Origin of the sequence: Deefgea salmonis (assembly GCF_020531905.1) — a bacterium.
Taxonomy (GTDB): Bacteria; Pseudomonadota; Gammaproteobacteria; order Burkholderiales; family Chitinibacteraceae; genus Deefgea; species Deefgea salmonis.
Window position 1 is genome coordinate 114,434 of sequence record NZ_JAJAWG010000001.1, and the last position, 16,217, is coordinate 130,650.

Annotated in this window: 8 protein-coding genes; 7 read left to right on the forward strand and 1 reads right to left on the reverse strand. The window is 52.4% G+C overall.

The window, feature by feature from the left end; genetic code table 11:
• Positions 1 to 69 precede the first annotated feature (69 nt).
• Positions 70 to 2,388: a Tex family protein gene (locus LG219_RS00525; RefSeq protein ID WP_226762599.1), complete on the forward strand. Its 2,319-nt coding sequence runs from the start codon at positions 70 to 72 to the stop codon at positions 2,386 to 2,388.
• 383 nt (positions 2,389 to 2,771) lie between these two features.
• Here the strand turns inward: LG219_RS00525 and LG219_RS00530 are convergent, their stop codons facing one another.
• The gene (locus tag LG219_RS00530) at positions 2,772 to 3,446 is read right to left on the reverse strand and encodes a glycerophosphodiester phosphodiesterase (RefSeq protein WP_226762600.1); all 675 of its coding nucleotides are present in this window, start codon (positions 3,444 to 3,446) and stop codon (positions 2,772 to 2,774) included.
• A 48-nt stretch (positions 3,447 to 3,494) separates the two neighbouring features.
• Between LG219_RS00530 and LG219_RS00535 the strand changes: the two genes are divergently transcribed.
• From LG219_RS00535 to ligA, 6 genes are all read left to right on the forward strand, one after another.
• Positions 3,495 to 5,687, forward strand: a complete 2,193-nt coding sequence (locus tag LG219_RS00535) for a patatin-like phospholipase family protein (RefSeq protein ID WP_226762601.1) — start codon at positions 3,495 to 3,497, stop codon at positions 5,685 to 5,687.
• Positions 5,688 to 5,822: 135 nt separating this feature from the next.
• Positions 5,823 to 6,917: an iron-sulfur cluster carrier protein ApbC gene (gene apbC, locus LG219_RS00540; RefSeq protein WP_226762602.1), complete on the forward strand. Its 1,095-nt coding sequence runs from the start codon at positions 5,823 to 5,825 to the stop codon at positions 6,915 to 6,917.
• Between the two features lie 155 nt (positions 6,918 to 7,072).
• Positions 7,073 to 8,395 (forward strand): sodium-dependent transporter, encoded by a 1,323-nt coding sequence (locus LG219_RS00545; RefSeq protein WP_226762603.1) that lies wholly within the window; start codon positions 7,073 to 7,075, stop codon positions 8,393 to 8,395.
• Between the two features lie 215 nt (positions 8,396 to 8,610).
• Positions 8,611 to 12,081, forward strand: a complete 3,471-nt coding sequence (smc, locus tag LG219_RS00550) for a chromosome segregation protein SMC (RefSeq protein ID WP_226762604.1) — start codon at positions 8,611 to 8,613, stop codon at positions 12,079 to 12,081.
• Between the two features lie 157 nt (positions 12,082 to 12,238).
• On the forward strand, positions 12,239 to 13,549 hold the full coding sequence (locus tag LG219_RS00555; RefSeq protein WP_226762605.1) for a cell division protein ZipA C-terminal FtsZ-binding domain-containing protein: 1,311 nt from the start codon (positions 12,239 to 12,241) through the stop codon (positions 13,547 to 13,549).
• Positions 13,550 to 13,795: 246 nt separating this feature from the next.
• Positions 13,796 to 16,210, forward strand: coding sequence for an NAD-dependent DNA ligase LigA (ligA, locus tag LG219_RS00560; protein ID WP_226762606.1), 2,415 nt, complete (start codon positions 13,796 to 13,798; stop codon positions 16,208 to 16,210).
• Positions 16,211 to 16,217 lie beyond the last annotated feature (7 nt).

The following is a 16,217-nucleotide window of genomic DNA, read 5'->3' on the forward strand; positions in this document are numbered from 1 at the left end:
GTACAGCTGGGCAAAGCCATGCTTTACAATGCACCGCTTGACCCATTGCTTATGAATTAGGTTTTCTTGATGACATCGATATTTCAGCGTTTAGCGCAAGAGTTGGCCTGCCGTGAGCCACAAGTTTTGGCGGCAGTGACTTTATTGGATGAAGGCGCGACCGTGCCGTTTATTTCACGCTATCGCAAAGAGCTGACTGGTGGCTTAGATGACACCCAGTTGCGTCGTTTGGAAGAACGCCTGCGCTATTTGCGCGAGCTAGAAGACCGTCGAGCCAGTGTGCTCAATACCATTCGTGAGCAAGGTCAGCTTACTGCAGATTTAGAGCGGGTATTGCTTGAAGCCGACAATAAACAAACGCTTGAAGACCTATACCTGCCTTTTAAACAAAAACGCCGCACCAAAGCGCAAATCGCCCGTGAAGCCGGTTTGGCCCCTTTGGGTGAGGCGTTGCGACTCAATCCATTGTTGGTGCCGGAAACGGTGGCGCTGGATTTTTTGAGTGCTGAGCATGGCGTGAATGACGTGAAAGCGGCGCTGGACGGTGCGCGGGCGATTTTGCTCGAAACCTGGAGCGAAAACGCCACTTTATTGGGCGCTTTGCGCGCGCATTTGCAGCAAGAAGGGCAACTCAAAACCAGCGTCATCGTCGGGCAAGAAAGCGCGGGTGCCAAATTTAGCGATTATTTTGATTTTTCTGAACGATTAATGGCAATGCCGTCGCATCGCTTGTTGGCGATTTTGCGGGCGCGCAACGAAGGTATTTTGGCGATTCATTTATTATTGCCCGAAGAAATCGCCGCCGGTGGCCGCATGGGCGAAGCCAATCGTTGTGAAGTATTGATTGCGCGCCATGTTGGGATTGCAGCGCAAAATCGCGCGGCGGATAAATGGCTGAACGACACGGTGCGGTTGGCGTGGCGGGCGAAAATCGGCTTGTCTTTAGAAAACGAATTACTCAGCGCCGCCCGCGAGCGCGCCGATTTAGAAGCGATTCGGGTGTTTGCTTTGAACTTAAAAGACTTGCTGCTGGCCGCGCCCGCTGGCCCACGCGCCACTTTGGGCTTGGATCCGGGTTTACGCACCGGTGTGAAAGTGGCGGTGGTGGATGCGACCGGTAAATTTGTCGCCCACGAAACGATTTATCCGCACGAGCCGCGCCGAGATTGGGCTGGTTCGCTTGCCGTGCTAGAGCGCTTATGTATGGCACATCAAATTGAATTGATTGCCATTGGTAATGGCACGGCCAGCCGTGAAACCGATAAATTGGCCACTGAATTGATTGCCCGATTGACGGGGCGAAAACCTGCGAAAATCGTCGTTTCAGAAGCGGGGGCTTCAGTGTATTCGGCGTCGGAATTGGCGGCCAAAGAGTTTCCAGATTTGGATGTGTCGATTCGCGGCGCGGTGTCCATTGCGCGGCGTTTGCAAGACCCATTGGCGGAATTGGTGAAAATCGACCCCAAAGCGATTGGCGTTGGCCAGTATCAGCATGATGTGAATCAGCATGAATTGGCGCGCATGCTCGACGCGGTGGTGGAGGATTGCGTGAATGCCGTCGGCGTGGATGTGAACATCGCCTCGGCGGCGCTGTTAGCAAGGGTATCGGGCCTGAGCGCAACCATTGCAAGCAACATCGTCACCTACCGTGATAGCCATGGCGTATTTGCCAATCGCAAAGCTTTGCTCAAAGTGCCGCGTTTGGGTGATAAAGCGTTTGAATTGTCCGCTGGGTTTTTGCGAATTATGCAAGGCGACCATCCTTTGGATGCCTCAGCGGTTCACCCTGAAGCGTATCCATTGGTTGAGAAAATCTTGGCACGAGTGGATAAAAACATTCGCCAGTTGATTGGTGATCGCAGTGCTTTGCAGCAATTAGATGCGGCGAGCTTGGTGGATGCCCAATTTGGTCTGCCCACGGTGAACGACGTGTTGGCGGAGCTAGAAAAACCTGGGCGTGATCCGCGGCCAGAGTTTAAAACCGCGACGTTTGCTGATGGCGTTGAGCGGATTCAAGATTTAAAAGTCGATATGGTGCTCGAAGGCGTGGTGAGCAATGTGACTAATTTTGGCGCTTTTGTGGATATTGGCGTGCATCAAGATGGCTTGGTGCATATCTCTTGTTTGGCTGGGCGTTTTGTCAAAGACCCGCGCGAGGTGGTGAAGGCGGGCGACGTGGTGAAAGTCAAAGTAACCGAAATTGATGTGGCGCGTAAACGCATCGCGCTGACCATGCGCTTAAATGATGCGCCACGCGAGGCGGCAGCAACACCGGGCGCACCAGCGCTGACGGCGCAGCAAAGAAAGGCTGTTAAAGCGCCACTTACAGCGCCGCAAGGCGCGCTGGCCGAGCAATTGGCAGCACTCAAACTCAAGCCTACTCGATGATGGGTTCGGTCATGGCTTGAACCGCGGTTTGCTGCTGGCCTTCATTGTTTCGGTATGAAGGCGGGCACTGCGCTGACGATTGAATTACTTGTTGTGATTGAGGTGCTGCGCCACGCTGCGGTGATGATCATTTGATCGAGGCATATTGATTTGTTTTTGATGTAAACCACACAGCACCGCAACCAAGCTGGGTTTGCTTGGGTCTGGGTGGGCGGTGTGGGCGGACGTTAGTGGCATCGCAGCGTAAGCATGGGCAAGCATAAGGCAGATATGATTTGGGTTGGTTCACTGATGCTATCGACGATTTTATCTGCTGCTTGAGTCTCAATTGCTTAGAGGCTTGAAATATTAGTCAATTTTTTGCGCAAGACGGCCAATTTGGTTTATTGCAGGCGGGGCACGCTCGTCAAGCCGACCCATTCGGGGTAATCGGTGATGATGCCCGCTAGGGCCAATTTACGACACCATTCATGTTCAATTTCATTGGAGGCGCCATAAACAAAATGGGCAAAGCCCAGTCGACGAGCTTCATCTAGGTAGAGGGAGTCAAGAACATCAAAGTCCCAGATTAAGGTGTTAATTTTGCTGGAGGCATAGTTGATTTCTAGTAGGGTATTGACTGATAAAGGGCGGCTAGCAAAGAGCAGACCCAGATACGTATCAAGGGTATTTGCAGCCTCTTGGATTAGTGGGTGGTAAAATGAAGAGAGTAGAATCGGCGTTTTATGCTGTATTTTGCCTAAAGTGGCCAAGATAGACGCCAAACCATCTGGCGTTTTAAGCTCAATATTCCAAAAAGCATCGGGAAAAGCGTCTAGCGCTTCGTTTAAGCTGGGGACGATAAAGCCTGCTTGATGCGATAATTCTTTGCGAGTCAGTGCTGCGACAGCTTGGCCGCGTGGGCTAAGCCGGTCGTGATATAAAATCGCCTCGCCATCTAAAGACCAGCGTACATCGGTTTCAATGCCGGTAAAGCCTAAAGCCAGCGCGCTGGCAAAAGCGGCGAGGGTGTTTTCGGGGTGTTGCTGTGTACAGCCGCGATGCGCGAGTAGATGCATGATGATGGCTCGAGAGAGGGTGCAATAATTTTAAATTATAGGAAGAAAATGACACGTCAATTGCGCTACGCCAGCCTTAAACCGGCTTTATTGTGCTTGGCCTTTTTGCTGTCGAGCATGCCGGCGTTGGCTGAACGGCCACGGATTGGCTTAGTGCTGGGCGGTGGTGGCGCGCGCGGCTTTGCGCATGTGGGCGTCATCAAAGTATTAGAGCAAAACCGCATTCCGGTCGATTGCGTGATTGGTACCAGTATTGGTTCTTTGGTTGGCGCGGCGTATGCGGCTGGGCGCAATCCAAATGAGATGCAAACACGGATTGTGCGCGCCAATTGGGATGACTTAATTAGCTCAACCTTGCCACGTCAACTCAATACCTTTCGCCGTAAACAAGACGATTTGTATTCATTGATCAATGTGGAGTTTGGTCTGAGCGATGGCGGCGATATTAAGCTACCGAGTGCGGCCATTAGCACGCAAAAAATCGAATTTTTTCTACGTGATCTGACCTTTGCTGGCACGGTCAAAGATTTTGACCAACTGGGCATTCCTTATCGGGCGATTGCCACCAATATGGAAGATGGCAGTATGGTGGTGCAAGATCGTGGCGATTTGGTGACGGCCATGCGCGCCAGTATGGCGGTGCCGGGGATTTTTCCGGCGGTCAATACCGACAACCGCATGCTGGTCGATGGCGGCTTGGTGCGTAATTTGCCAGTGGATGTGGCTCGAAATACCTGTGCCGACGTGGTGATTGCGGTTGATGTCGGCTCTCCCCCTTTAAAACGCGATCAAATCAAAGACGTGTTTAGTGTGGCCGATCAATACACCCGCTTGATGATGATTCAAAACGTCGCGCCACAATTAAAAAGCTTAAGCGATCAAGACGTGTTAATTACGCCTGAGTTTGGCGGTATTTCGGCGAGTGACTTTAAAAGAGGGGTGGAACTCATTGACGCTGGTGAAGTCGCGGCAAATCGGGTTTTAACGCAGTTGCAGCGTTATGCGGTCTCGGTGGATGAATATGCCGCGTGGCAAGCACAAAGAGAGGCGTTGCGCTTACAGCCGAAACCGGTGCAAAGAATCGATGTTGCGCCGACCAATGTGGTCAATCCTGAGGTGCTTAAAAACGCGCTGAATATTGATATCAATCAGCCATTGGCATCCAATGAATTTCATAGTCATTTAATGCAGGTTTACGCTAAAGGCGATCACAGTCAATTAGATTATGAATTGCGCCAAACCAGCGATGGTGAATCGGTGTCTATTTTGCCGATTGAAAAAAGCTGGGGCCCCAATTACCTTAAATTTGGTTTAAGTTTTGCGACTGATTTTAGTGGTTCTCAGCCGTGGAATATTAGCGCGCAATATCGCCGTACATGGCTCAATGATTTGGGCGCAGAGTGGAAAACCATTGCGCAAATTGGTAGTTCAAGTATGTTGCATACCGAGTTGTACCAGCCTTTGCAACTGGATGAAACGATGTTTTTAGCGACGTATTATCGCTATTTTACTGGGCCACTGTCGATTTGGCAGGGCGATCAGCAATTGGCCGAATATGAGTACAGCAAGTCATCGGTGGGTTTGGATTTTGGCTCGGTATTATCAACGCATACCGAATTAAGAATCGGCCCGGTATTTAATGAATATCGTGGCAATCGTTCGGTGGGGTCGTTGGTATTTCCAGAGTCGTCTAATTATGATTACGGCATTCGATTTAATGCTTTTTATGATAATTTAGACCATTATTTCTTTCCAAAAAATGGCACTTATTTTAATGCCTACGGCTATTACGCTTTCGGCGCGGGCAAACAGCAAGAGGATTATGCCCGTTATGGTTTTGTTTATCGCAAAGTATTGCCGGTTGAAAATGATGCTATTTATTTCACATTAAAGGGGCAAGCCACTTATGGCGAGCAACCGGCGTTTGCTGATGTGAAATGGTTGGGCGGATTTTTGAATTTATCCAGTTATAACTATCAAGAATTGGTCGGTGATCGATTTGTGTATGGCTCTTTACAGTATTTACATGCCACCTCATTTTTATCTGGCAGTTATATTGGTGGTGCGCTTGAGGTTGGTGGGGTGTTTGATACGCAAGATAAAAGAGTGGACGATACGTTACATTATTCGGCCTCGCTGTATCTGGCTTACGATAGCTTTTTAGGGCCCTTGTATTTTGGCGCTGCGTATGGTGACAATCGTCAGGCGCGGTTTTATATGATGTTGGGTAAGCAGTTTTAATGTGTAAGGCGGCCGGGTTACTTGAAAAGTGGCCATCACGCCACACTTTATGGTGATGTTTTGAGTTTAAAAAAAATGATATTTGATCGATTGCTCGGCCAAACAGCCGCAGTGTCTAGCCAAGGAAATCCTGTTGTGAGTGAAGCAAATCTTGAAATTTTACGCCAAACGCTGGCCACGCTAATCGATCCGGATACCGGCAAAGATTATATTGCCAGTAAGTGCGTTAAAAACTTGCAATGGCAGGCCGGTGTCGTCAGCTTGGACTTGGTATTGGGCTATCCGGCGCAAAGTCAATTCGCTGCGCGGCAGGCGCAAATTAGCGCCGCATTATTGCCATTGGCCGACGTTGATGCGGTGAATGTGAATGTCAGTAGTGTGATTGCCGCGCATGCGGTGGCGCGCGGTTTGCCCTTGCAGCAAGGCATTAAAAACATTATCGCGGTGGCGTCGGGTAAAGGCGGTGTGGGCAAATCGACCACGGCGGTGAATTTGGCCTTGGCACTGGCGGCTGAAGGCGCGCGAGTGGGCTTACTGGACGCCGACATTTATGGCCCAAGTTTGCCAACGATGATGGGCGTGGCCGATCAACATCCGGAAACCATCGACAATAAATACATCCAGCCGATTTTGCATTACGGCGTACAAACCATGTCGATTGGCTTTTTGATTGATCCTGAGCAGCCGATGGTGTGGCGCGGGCCAATGGTAACGCAGGCGTTAACACAGCTACTCAATGATACGCGGTGGGACGCTTTGGATTATTTGGTCATCGATTTGCCGCCGGGTACCGGCGACATCCAGCTGACGCTGTCGCAAAAAGTGCCGGTGACCGGTGCGGTGATTGTGACGACGCCACAAGACATTGCTTTGCTGGATGCACGCAAAGGCTTAAAAATGTTTGAGAAAGTCGGCGTGCCGATTTTGGGGGTGGTGGAAAATATGAGCATGCATATTTGTAGTCAGTGCGGCCATATGGAAGCAATTTTTGGCGAAGGCGGCGGCCAAAAAATGGGCACAGAGTATGGTATTGATGTGTTGGGTCAATTGCCTTTGGATTTGTCGATTCGTTTAAATGCCGACGCTGGTCGCCCTAGTGTGGTGGCCGATCCGGATGGCGAAATTGCCGGTTTGTATAAGGCGATTGCGCGGAAAGTGGCAGTGAAAATCGCCGCCAAGTCGCAGGATTTTTCCAGTAAGTTCCCGAAGATTGTGATTCAAAATACCTAAACCATTACCGATGTATCAGTACATAAACCCAGGTCCGTCCTGGGTTTTTTTATGCGTCTAACGTAGTGCCCTTGGTTTGTAAAGCAGACGTTTTACGCCTAGGCGAAGCCTAGTAAGTATGCCAATGTGGCGCGGATAATTAAATGGAGCGGGCAATGGCAAGAAGTGAATGGGGTTCAAAAATCGGTTTTATTCTTGCTGCATCCGGTTCGGCAGTCGGTTTGGGGGCGATTTGGAAGTTTCCTTACGTGGCCGGACAAAATGGCGGTGGGGCATTTTTATTGGTGTATTTGGCGATTACTTTTTCGATCGGTATTGCGATGCTATTGGCGGAAATGGTCATCGGCCGCGCCGCAGGGCTGTCGGCGGTCGGCGCGTTTCGAACTTTAGCCGGGCCAGCTTGGGCTTGGGTTGGTCGGATGGGCTTGTTGTGTATTTTTACGATCTTTTCTTTTTATAGTGTGATTGGCGGCTGGACCTTGATGTATATCGGTGAAGCCCTTACTGGCGCTGCGCTAGCGAAAGATACTGCTTATTTAGGCCAGCACTTTACGGCCTTGATTGCCGATCCAGTGAATTCCATCGCGTATTTAATGGCTTTTGTTGGCATTACCGCCGCGATTGTAGTGGGCGGGGTGCAAAAAGGCATTGAATCGGTCAGTAAGGTATTGATGCCTTTATTGTTTGTATTAATGCTGGTGCTGATTGCTCGGGCGCTGACATTGCCCGGCGCAATGGAAGGCGTGATGTGGTTTGTGACGCCCGATTGGAGCAAGGTTAATGACAGTATGTTTATTGATGCTTTGGGTTTGGCGTGTTTTTCTTTGTCGGTGGGCTGCGGCACGATGATTGCTTACGGCTCGTATTTGGGACGCGATATTCAGCTCGGTAGCGCCGCAGTCTGGGTGGCGGCATTGGCGGTGGTGGCGTGTTTGTTGGCCGGTTTGATGGTGTTGCCAGCAGTGTTTGCTTTTGGCATGGACCCTGCTGCTGGGCCAGGCTTGACGTTTATCACCATGCCAGCGGTGTTTGCGAGCATGCCCGGTGGGCAGTTTTTTGCGGTGGCTTTTTTCTGCTTATTACTGGTAGCGGCACTGACTTCGTCGATTTCAATGCTCGAGCCGATCGTGAGCTTTTTGATTGATGAATTTGATTGGTCACGCAAAACCGCAGTCATTGCCAGCCTGTGCGCGGTGATTTTGGCGGCGATTCCGGCGGCGTTGTCATTCGGGATTTGGTCAGATGCCAAATTATTTAATCGCACGACGTTTGAGTTGATGGATTATCTGGCTTCCAATTTATTGCTGCCCTTGGGCGGTATGGCCAGTGCCATTTGTGTTGGCTGGGTGATTTGGCAGCGCAGTAGTGCCGAGATTACGCAGCAGGGCGCTCGTGCACCGTGGTTGCCGCTGTTTCGCTTGACCAGCGCCGTGGTAGCGCCCGCTTTGATTGCCTGGGTGTTTGTAAAGGGTTTGTAAACCAAAAGGCTTGTAAACCGTGAGTACGAGTGACGCTTAAGTTCAGATTTCGCCCCAACAATGTGTTGGGGCGTTTTGTTGTGCGGCGGTAGTTTGTTGGTAATTTTGGGGTGATGAGCTGTTTGAGGCGACTTGAATGGATTTGAGTTGGATCTTTTGCTTCAAGCATTGGATGGCTGAGGTAAAATGCGCCCATTCTGTTGTTTGAAGCTATCGTGCGCCTGACTCATATTAAATTATCTGGTTTTAAGTCCTTCGTTGATCCAACGACCATCCCTGTTCCGGGGCAGTTGGTGGCGGTGTGTGGCCCCAATGGGTGCGGCAAATCCAATGTGATTGATGCTGTGCGCTGGGTGCTGGGCGACTCATCGGCCAAGCAATTGCGCGGCGAATCGATGCAAGACGTGATTTTTAATGGCTCGACCACGCGTAAGGCGGTCAGTCGGGCGGCAGTGGAGCTGGTGTTTGACAATAGTGCTGGCCTGCTCACAGGCGCTTGGCAGGCGTATGCCGAAATCAGCATTAAGCGGGTGCTGACTCGGCAAGGTGATTCATCGTATTTTATTAATCATCAAGCGGTGCGCCGCCGCGATATTACTGAGCTCTTTATGGGCACCGGCGTAGGTAAGTCCGGCTACGCGATTATTGAGCAAGGGATGATTAACCGCATTATCGAGGCCAAGCCCGATGAATTGCGGCAATATCTGGAAGAAGCAGCCGGGGTCTCTAAATACAAAGAGCGTCGCCGCGAGACTGAAAGCCGCATCGCCGATACGCGGGATAATTTAGCGCGGGTGGCCGATATTCAACTTGAATTGCAACGGCAAATCGACACCTTGAGCCGCCAAGCTGGCGTCGCCCAGCAATATCAAACCTTGAGCCAACAAATATCGCAGGCCGAGCAATTGCAGGCTTTGCAAAGAAAAATCGACGCGGCGGTGGCCGCTGATGCCGCGCATATGGCTTTGCTGCAAGCGCAAACGCAATTAGAGGCCGCAGTGGCGCAGGTGACTGCGGCAGAGGCGCAGCTTGAATGTTTGCGTGAAAGTCATTTTGTTGCCAGTGATGTGTTGCAAGCGGCGCAGGCGAACCTATATGCCGCTAATGCCGAAGTGGCACGAATCGAGCAAACCTTGCTGCATTTAAAGCAAAATCGCGAGCGGCTGGCGCAGCAAATTGCGCAATGCGAGCGGGATGAGCAGGCGCAGCAGCAAGCGGCCAGCGACATCCAAGTGGCCTTATTGCATTGCACTGATCAGCAAGCAGATTTGCAACTGGCATCTGAAACTGCCGCCATGGCCTTGGCCGAAGCCAGTTTAAGCCTGCCAGATCAAGAGCAAGAGCGCCATTTCGCCGAGCAAGCATGGCAAGCGCTCCAAGCGCAATTGGCGGCTGAGCACAGCGCCCAGCAATTGCAATTGCAAGAGCGGCAATTTGTCCAGCGCCAGATCAGTCAATTTCAAACCCAACAACAGCAACTGCAGACTGAATTAAATCAGTTAGCGCCGGTGGCGTTGACTGAGGATTTGCCCGAGCAAATTGACGATTATCGCTATGAATTAGCCGAATTAGAATTAACGCTCGCCGCGCACGCTGAGTCGCGCTTGGTATTGGACGCGCAGTTGGCGCAGCAGCTTAGTACTGCGCAGCAGTTGCAAGACGATGTCACGCAGCTGGCTGCGCGTGAGCAAGCCTTACGTGAAGTATTGACCGTCACCACCAGCGCGGCGTTGTCGCCGTGGTTGGCGCAAAGTCAGTTGCAAGGCGCGCCGCAGTTGAGTGAATTATTGCGGGTAGCGGCCGGTTGGGAGCTGGCCGTTGAAGCGGTGTTGGGGCAAAAAATGCAAGGGCGGCTCGGTTGCGTTGATTCGGCGCCGCCCAGTGCCTTGTTTGTATTAAGCCCCGCGCCAATGACGGGGCCGGTTCATCCGCAGAGTCTGTGGCAGCATGTGGCAAACAGTGACGCGCGCTTGCACGCGGGCTTGCAAGCGCTACTGGGTACGGTGCTTTGCGTTGAACATACGGCGCAGCTTTGGACGCAGCAATCAGAGATTCCAGAAGGGTATAGCTGGGTATCGGTTGATGGCCATATCGCCACCCGATATACCCTTGATTTTTTTGCCGGACAATCGGCGGAAACTGGGCGCTTGCTGCGGCAAGCCGAATTACGCAAAGTGTCGACTGCGCTCGATATGGTGCAGCAAACACAGCAAAGCTTTGGGCCGATCTTGGCGCAAACGCAGCTCGAACACGCCGCCTTACTGCAAGCGCAGCAGCAAAGCCAAGCGCAATATGCCCAGCGCGCCCAAACCTTGCCGGCATTAGAAAATGAATGGCGTCGTCAGCAAGAGCAGCAGGCGCAGCGGCAATCACGCCTTGATCAAGTGCAGCAAACGTTGGCGCAAATCAGCCAGCAATTGAGCGAAGAAACGACTCATTCGGTGGCGTTAGACGCCGAGATTGAGCGGCTTGCCGGGTCTGTATTGCAATTGCAAACGCAAGAGCAGCAAGCTCGTGCGAGTAAGGAAGGATTTCAGGCGTCGCAAAGCCAGCATAGTTTGCAGCTGCGGGAGCTAGAGCGATCGGCGCAAAGTGCGCAATTTTCGGTGGTGAACAAGGCGCAACAGATCCGTGGTTTGCAACAGCGCCAAATTGACCTTGATCGCCAGCGTGAGCAGCAAATTCAGCGTAAACAGGCGCTAGAGCAAGAAGCGCAAGCCATCCAAATCGATGAAATTGACGCGCAGTTTCAAGTCTTGCTCGCGCAACGTGCAGAGCAAGAGCGGGTATTGACGCAAGCCAAAGAAGCGCTCAATCAATATGCGACGACATTGCGTGAGCAAGAAGTAAGTAAGCAAAGCGCCGAAAAAGCCGCCGCCACCCAGCGCGATGCCTTGGGGCAAATGCGCTTGACGGAGCAAGAAACCCGCCTCAATTTGGCGCGATACGCCGATGAAGTGCTGGAGTTGGCGGTTGATGAGGCGGCTTTACGGCCTTTATTGGGGCGCAGTGTCAAAGCCTACGCGGCTGAAATTAGTCGCTTGAATGGCCAATTGAGCCAATTGGGGGCGGTGAACTTGGCGGCGATGCAAGAATTGGCCGCCAATGAAGAGCGACAAAGCTATTTGGCCGAACAATCGCGCGATTTGGAGCAGGCGATGGCCACGTTAAGTGCGGCGATTACCCGCATTGATAAAGAAACTCGCACGCTATTGCAGTCGACTTACGACAGTGTCAATGTCAATTTGCAAGAGTTATTCCCGGCGCTGTTTGGCGGCGGGCATGCTGAGCTAACGTTGACGGGGGATGAAATATTAGACTCAGGGATGAGTTTGATGGCGCAGCCGCCGGGTAAGAAAAATGCAACCATTCATTTGTTGTCAGGTGGTGAAAAAGCACTGACAGCATTAAGTCTGGTATTCTCTCTCTTCAAGCTCAATCCAGCGCCTTTTTGCCTATTGGATGAGGTAGATGCACCGCTGGACGACGCCAATACCTTGCGTTTTTGCGAATTAGTGAAAAAAATGGCACAGCACACGCAATTTTTGTACATTAGCCACAATAAATTAACCATGGAAATGGCGCAGCAATTGGTCGGCGTGACGATGCAAGAGCAAGGGGTGTCGCGGATTGTGGCAGTCGATATTGAAGCCGCGCTAAAAATGCGTGAGCCTGAATTTAACTAAGCGAAGGCTAGATTTATCGCCTTTGTAGTGGGTGCTCAATCCTGATGATACCGCCTGATGTGCGGGATTGATTTGAGCTAGATCGGTACTTTGCCTTGGTGCAAAATATAATTAACGCGTAAATTGATTACGCCTAAGTTGAGACCTAAATAAAACAATGACTGAGTTGCAGATTTATTCCTTAGTCGGTGCCGGTGGGATTGTCGCCGCAGTGTACGGATTTAATTGGTGGCAAGAATACCGCTTTCGCCAGCAAGCCAATAAAGCGTTTGCGCGCAATCAGCCCGATGTGTTGCTCAATACGCCAAAAAACGTGGTGCGTAAGGGGGATGGCCAGCGTCTTGAGCCGATTTTAGAGCCCACGCTGGCAGCTGAATCCGCGCCACTTTATGATGAAAATCGCTTAGATCAGGCTGAGTACGATGTGCCGGATTTAACTGAAGCGCAATTGAGTGATGCGCAGTTGAGTAATGCGAGCAAATCGACCTTAAACGACGATATGCCCGATGACATTCCTGAAATGCCCCCAGCCTATCGCTCGATGTATACGCCGCCAGCCTCGGTAGAATCTATTGCGCCAGCCTATACTGAGCCAACTTTTTCGTCGCCGCCACCGATTGCACCGGTCGTAGCCGCCGCGCTGACCATGCAGCACGAGGTGGTGGATGAAGTGGTATTAGCCGGTAGTTTGCTCGATCCAGCGTTGGATTTTATTGCCGAAGTGCATGCGCCCGATGCGATTTCTGCGTCTGAAGTGCCGCCGTTTCCAGCGAATAAACGGATTCAAGTTTTGGGTTTAAACCAAAACAAGCAGTGGGAAATGCTCAATAGCACTACGCGGGGCCGCTTTAAAGAGTTGCGCGTGGGTTTGCAAATGGCTGATCGGCAAGGCGCGTTAAGCCAAGAATCACTGAATGCCTTTTGCATGGGCGTACAGCAATTTGCTGATGCGCTCGATGCTTCGGTGACCTTTCCGCAGCGCGCCGCCAAGCTCAATTTGGCGGCAGAGCTCGACGAGTTTTGTGCGTCGGTCGATGTGTTGATCGGCTTGAATATTCCCGCTGGCAGTCGGCCATTGCCGATGGAAAAAGTCCGCATTTTGGCGGAGCAAGCCGGCTTGGTGCGTCATCAGGCCGATGGCACGTTCCAATATCGCAGTGATTCGGGCAAAACCTTGTTTGTTTTAGCCAATCAAGACCAAACGCCGTTGATGTCGACTTCGCAAGGGCTAACTTTGCTGTTTGACGTGCCGCGCGTGGCGGGTGGTTTGGCGGTGTTTGATTATCTGGCCGATTTTGCACAAAACTTGGCGACGGCCTTGCACTGCGATTTGGTCGATGACAATCAAAAGCCGCTGAATGCGGCCAGCTTAGCCAATATCCGTAAGCAACTGAGTGGCCTGTATGCCAGCATGGATGATCGCGGCATTGCGCCCGGCTCGATGGCGGCACTGCGCTTGTTTGCTTAGGCTGGGCGCTTTCGCGGTGACTCTGCGTTGTAGCAAGCTTACATAGAATGACTATGTATCGCTTACTGCGCCTTGATTCGCCGCGAAAATCGATCCCGCGCGGCGGGAAACCAAGCGTCAACAGACCCTGAACGGTTAATGCCGGCCACGCTGTTGGCCTTGCTGATTTATTCGGTATAGAGTGAATAACGCCGCTTCGGTTGAAGCGGCGTTTGCTATTGAAGTCCTTCATTTGGAAATTGAATCATGCTTGAAACTGCACAACGCGCCGAGCAATTGCGCGAAGAACTTAATCGGTATGCGCATGCTTATTATGTGCTCGATCAGCCAACGGTGCCAGACGCCGAGTACGACCGTTTGTTTCAGGCCTTGCAGGCGCTAGAAATCGCACACCCCGAATTAAAAACTGCCGACTCGCCCACGCAGCGCGTGGGTGGGGCGGTGTTGCCGCAGTTTTTGCCGGTAACGCATGTAATACCGATGCTGTCGATTCGCACCGAAACCGATGTCACGGCGCAAGGCGCGTTGGCGTTTGACGCCAGTGTGCGTAAAGAATTGGATTTAAACGCGAGCGAGCCCGCGATTGAATACGCCGCCGAATTAAAGTTTGACGGTCTGGCGATTAGTTTGCGCTATGAAGACGGCGTCTTGGTGCAAGCAGCAACCCGTGGTGATGGTGCAACGGGTGAGGACGTAACGCAAAATATTCGCACGATTCAGCAAATCCCATTGCGCCTGCGCGCCAGCCAAGGCGCTCAATCTTTGCCGCACTGGCCCAAAGTGCTCGAAGTGCGCGGTGAAGTGTATATGCGGCGCGATGATTTTGAAAAACTCAATGCGCGTCAAAGCGAGTTGGGCGAAAAAACCTTTGTCAATCCACGCAATACCGCCGCCGGTGCGGTGCGCCAGTTAGACCCTAAAATTGCCGCCGAGCGTCCATTATCATTTTATGGGTATGGGCTGGGCGCGGTTGAAGGCTGGGATCTGCAGCCCAATACCCATAGTGGGGTGCTGGATGCGTTGGCTGGATTTGGCTTTCCGGTGTGCGATATTCGTGAAGTACTGCACGGCGGTCAGGGTTTGGTGACCTACCATCAGCGCGTTGCACAACTGCGGGACACGCTGCCGTTTGATATCGACGGTGTGGTTTACAAAGTTAACTCATTAGAGTTGCAGCGCCAGTTGGGCTTTCGCACCCGCGAGCCGCGTTGGGCGGTGGCGCATAAATACCCAGCGCAAGAAGCACTCACCGTCGTCGAGGCGATTGATGTGCAAGTGGGTCGTACCGGCGCTTTAACGCCAGTGGCACGCTTGGTTCCGGTGTTTGTTGGTGGCGTCACAGTCACCAATGCCACGCTGCACAATCAAGATGAAATTGATCGTAAGGACGTTCGCCTTGGCGATACCGTCATCGTGCGCCGCGCGGGTGATGTGATTCCTGAAGTGGTGTCGGTAGTGATCGAGCGCCGGCCGATGGTTGAGGTATCGGGCGCAGATCTTTTTGATACGCAGCTTGCAGCGCAATACCCTGCGTATCGACTGCCTGAGCAATGCCCGGTTTGCGGCTCGCACGCGGTGCGCGAGGTCGGTGAGGCAGTCACGCGCTGCACCGGTGGGCTGATTTGTGCGGCGCAGCGTAAAGAAGCGGTGCGGCATTTTGCTTCGCGCCGCATGATGGATATCGACGGCCTCGGCGAGCGCTATATCGATAATTTGGTGGATTTGGGCTATGTCACCAGCTTGGCCGATTTGTATCGTTTAACGCTGGACGACTTTTTGGCGATGAAGCGCCGCGCCGATGAGCGCGATGGCGTCACGCCAGAAAGCGTTAAAGCCGGGCAAGTCACCAGTAAATGGGCCGAAAACTTATTGGCGGGCATCGCAGCCAGTAAACGCCCGCCGTTGGCGCGGTTTATTTTTGCGCTCGGCATTCGCCATGTGGGTGAGTCCACCGCCAAAACGCTGGCCGATTGGTTGGGCAGCCTAGCGCGAATTCGCCACGCCCCTGCGCCTTTGTTGCGCGTATTGCCCGATATTGGCAGCACCGTCGCCGCCGCTTTGGCCGAATTTTTGGCCGAGCCGCATAACCAGCAAGTGATGGATGACTTTTTGGCTTTGGGCGTAGCGCCGCAAGGCGAGCATGCGCCGCATCCGGCTTTGCGCGAAAAACTCACGCCAGCGGCGATGTTGGCGGCATTGGAAATCCCTAAATTAACCGCAGCGCGGTGTAATGCGCTGGCTCAATCGTTCACAAACTTGGCCGATTTGCCCGGATTTAGCCTTGGTCGTTTGCAAGACGTGGGTTTGCCGCTCGATGTCGCCCAGTCTTTAATGGCTTGGCTGGCAACGCCGGCGGCGCAGGTGCTGGCGCAGCTCGATACCCTGCGCGCCGAATTATTGGCTGCGCTGCCTGAGGCAGATGCCGTGGCGCAAGGCGTGTTGACTGGAAAAACGGTCGTGCTCACCGGTACATTGCCGACATTAAGCCGCGATGAAGCTAAAGCCATGGTCGAAGCCGCAGGCGGCAAAGTCTCGGGCAGTGTGTCGAAAAAAACCGACTTTGTCGTGGCGGGTGAGGCGGCGGGCAGTAAATTGCAAAAAGCCGAAGAATTAGGCGTGACAGTGTTGAGTGAGACTGATCTGATTGAGATGTTGAGCTAGGGTATCT

Excerpts from the sequence above, each read along its gene's own strand:
- LG219_RS00530 (WP_226762600.1), bottom strand. The coding sequence starts at position 3,446 with ATGCATCTACTCGCGCATCGCGGCTGTACACAGCAACACCCCGAAAAC.
- LG219_RS00545 (WP_226762603.1), top strand. The coding sequence starts at position 7,073 with ATGGCAAGAAGTGAATGGGGTTCAAAAATCGGTTTTATTCTTGCTGCA.
- LG219_RS00535 (WP_226762601.1), top strand. The coding sequence starts at position 3,495 with ATGACACGTCAATTGCGCTACGCCAGCCTTAAACCGGCTTTATTGTGC.
- LG219_RS00525 (WP_226762599.1), top strand. The coding sequence starts at position 70 with ATGACATCGATATTTCAGCGTTTAGCGCAAGAGTTGGCCTGCCGTGAG.
- LG219_RS00555 (WP_226762605.1), top strand. The coding sequence starts at position 12,239 with ATGACTGAGTTGCAGATTTATTCCTTAGTCGGTGCCGGTGGGATTGTC.
- ligA (WP_226762606.1), top strand. The coding sequence starts at position 13,796 with ATGCTTGAAACTGCACAACGCGCCGAGCAATTGCGCGAAGAACTTAAT.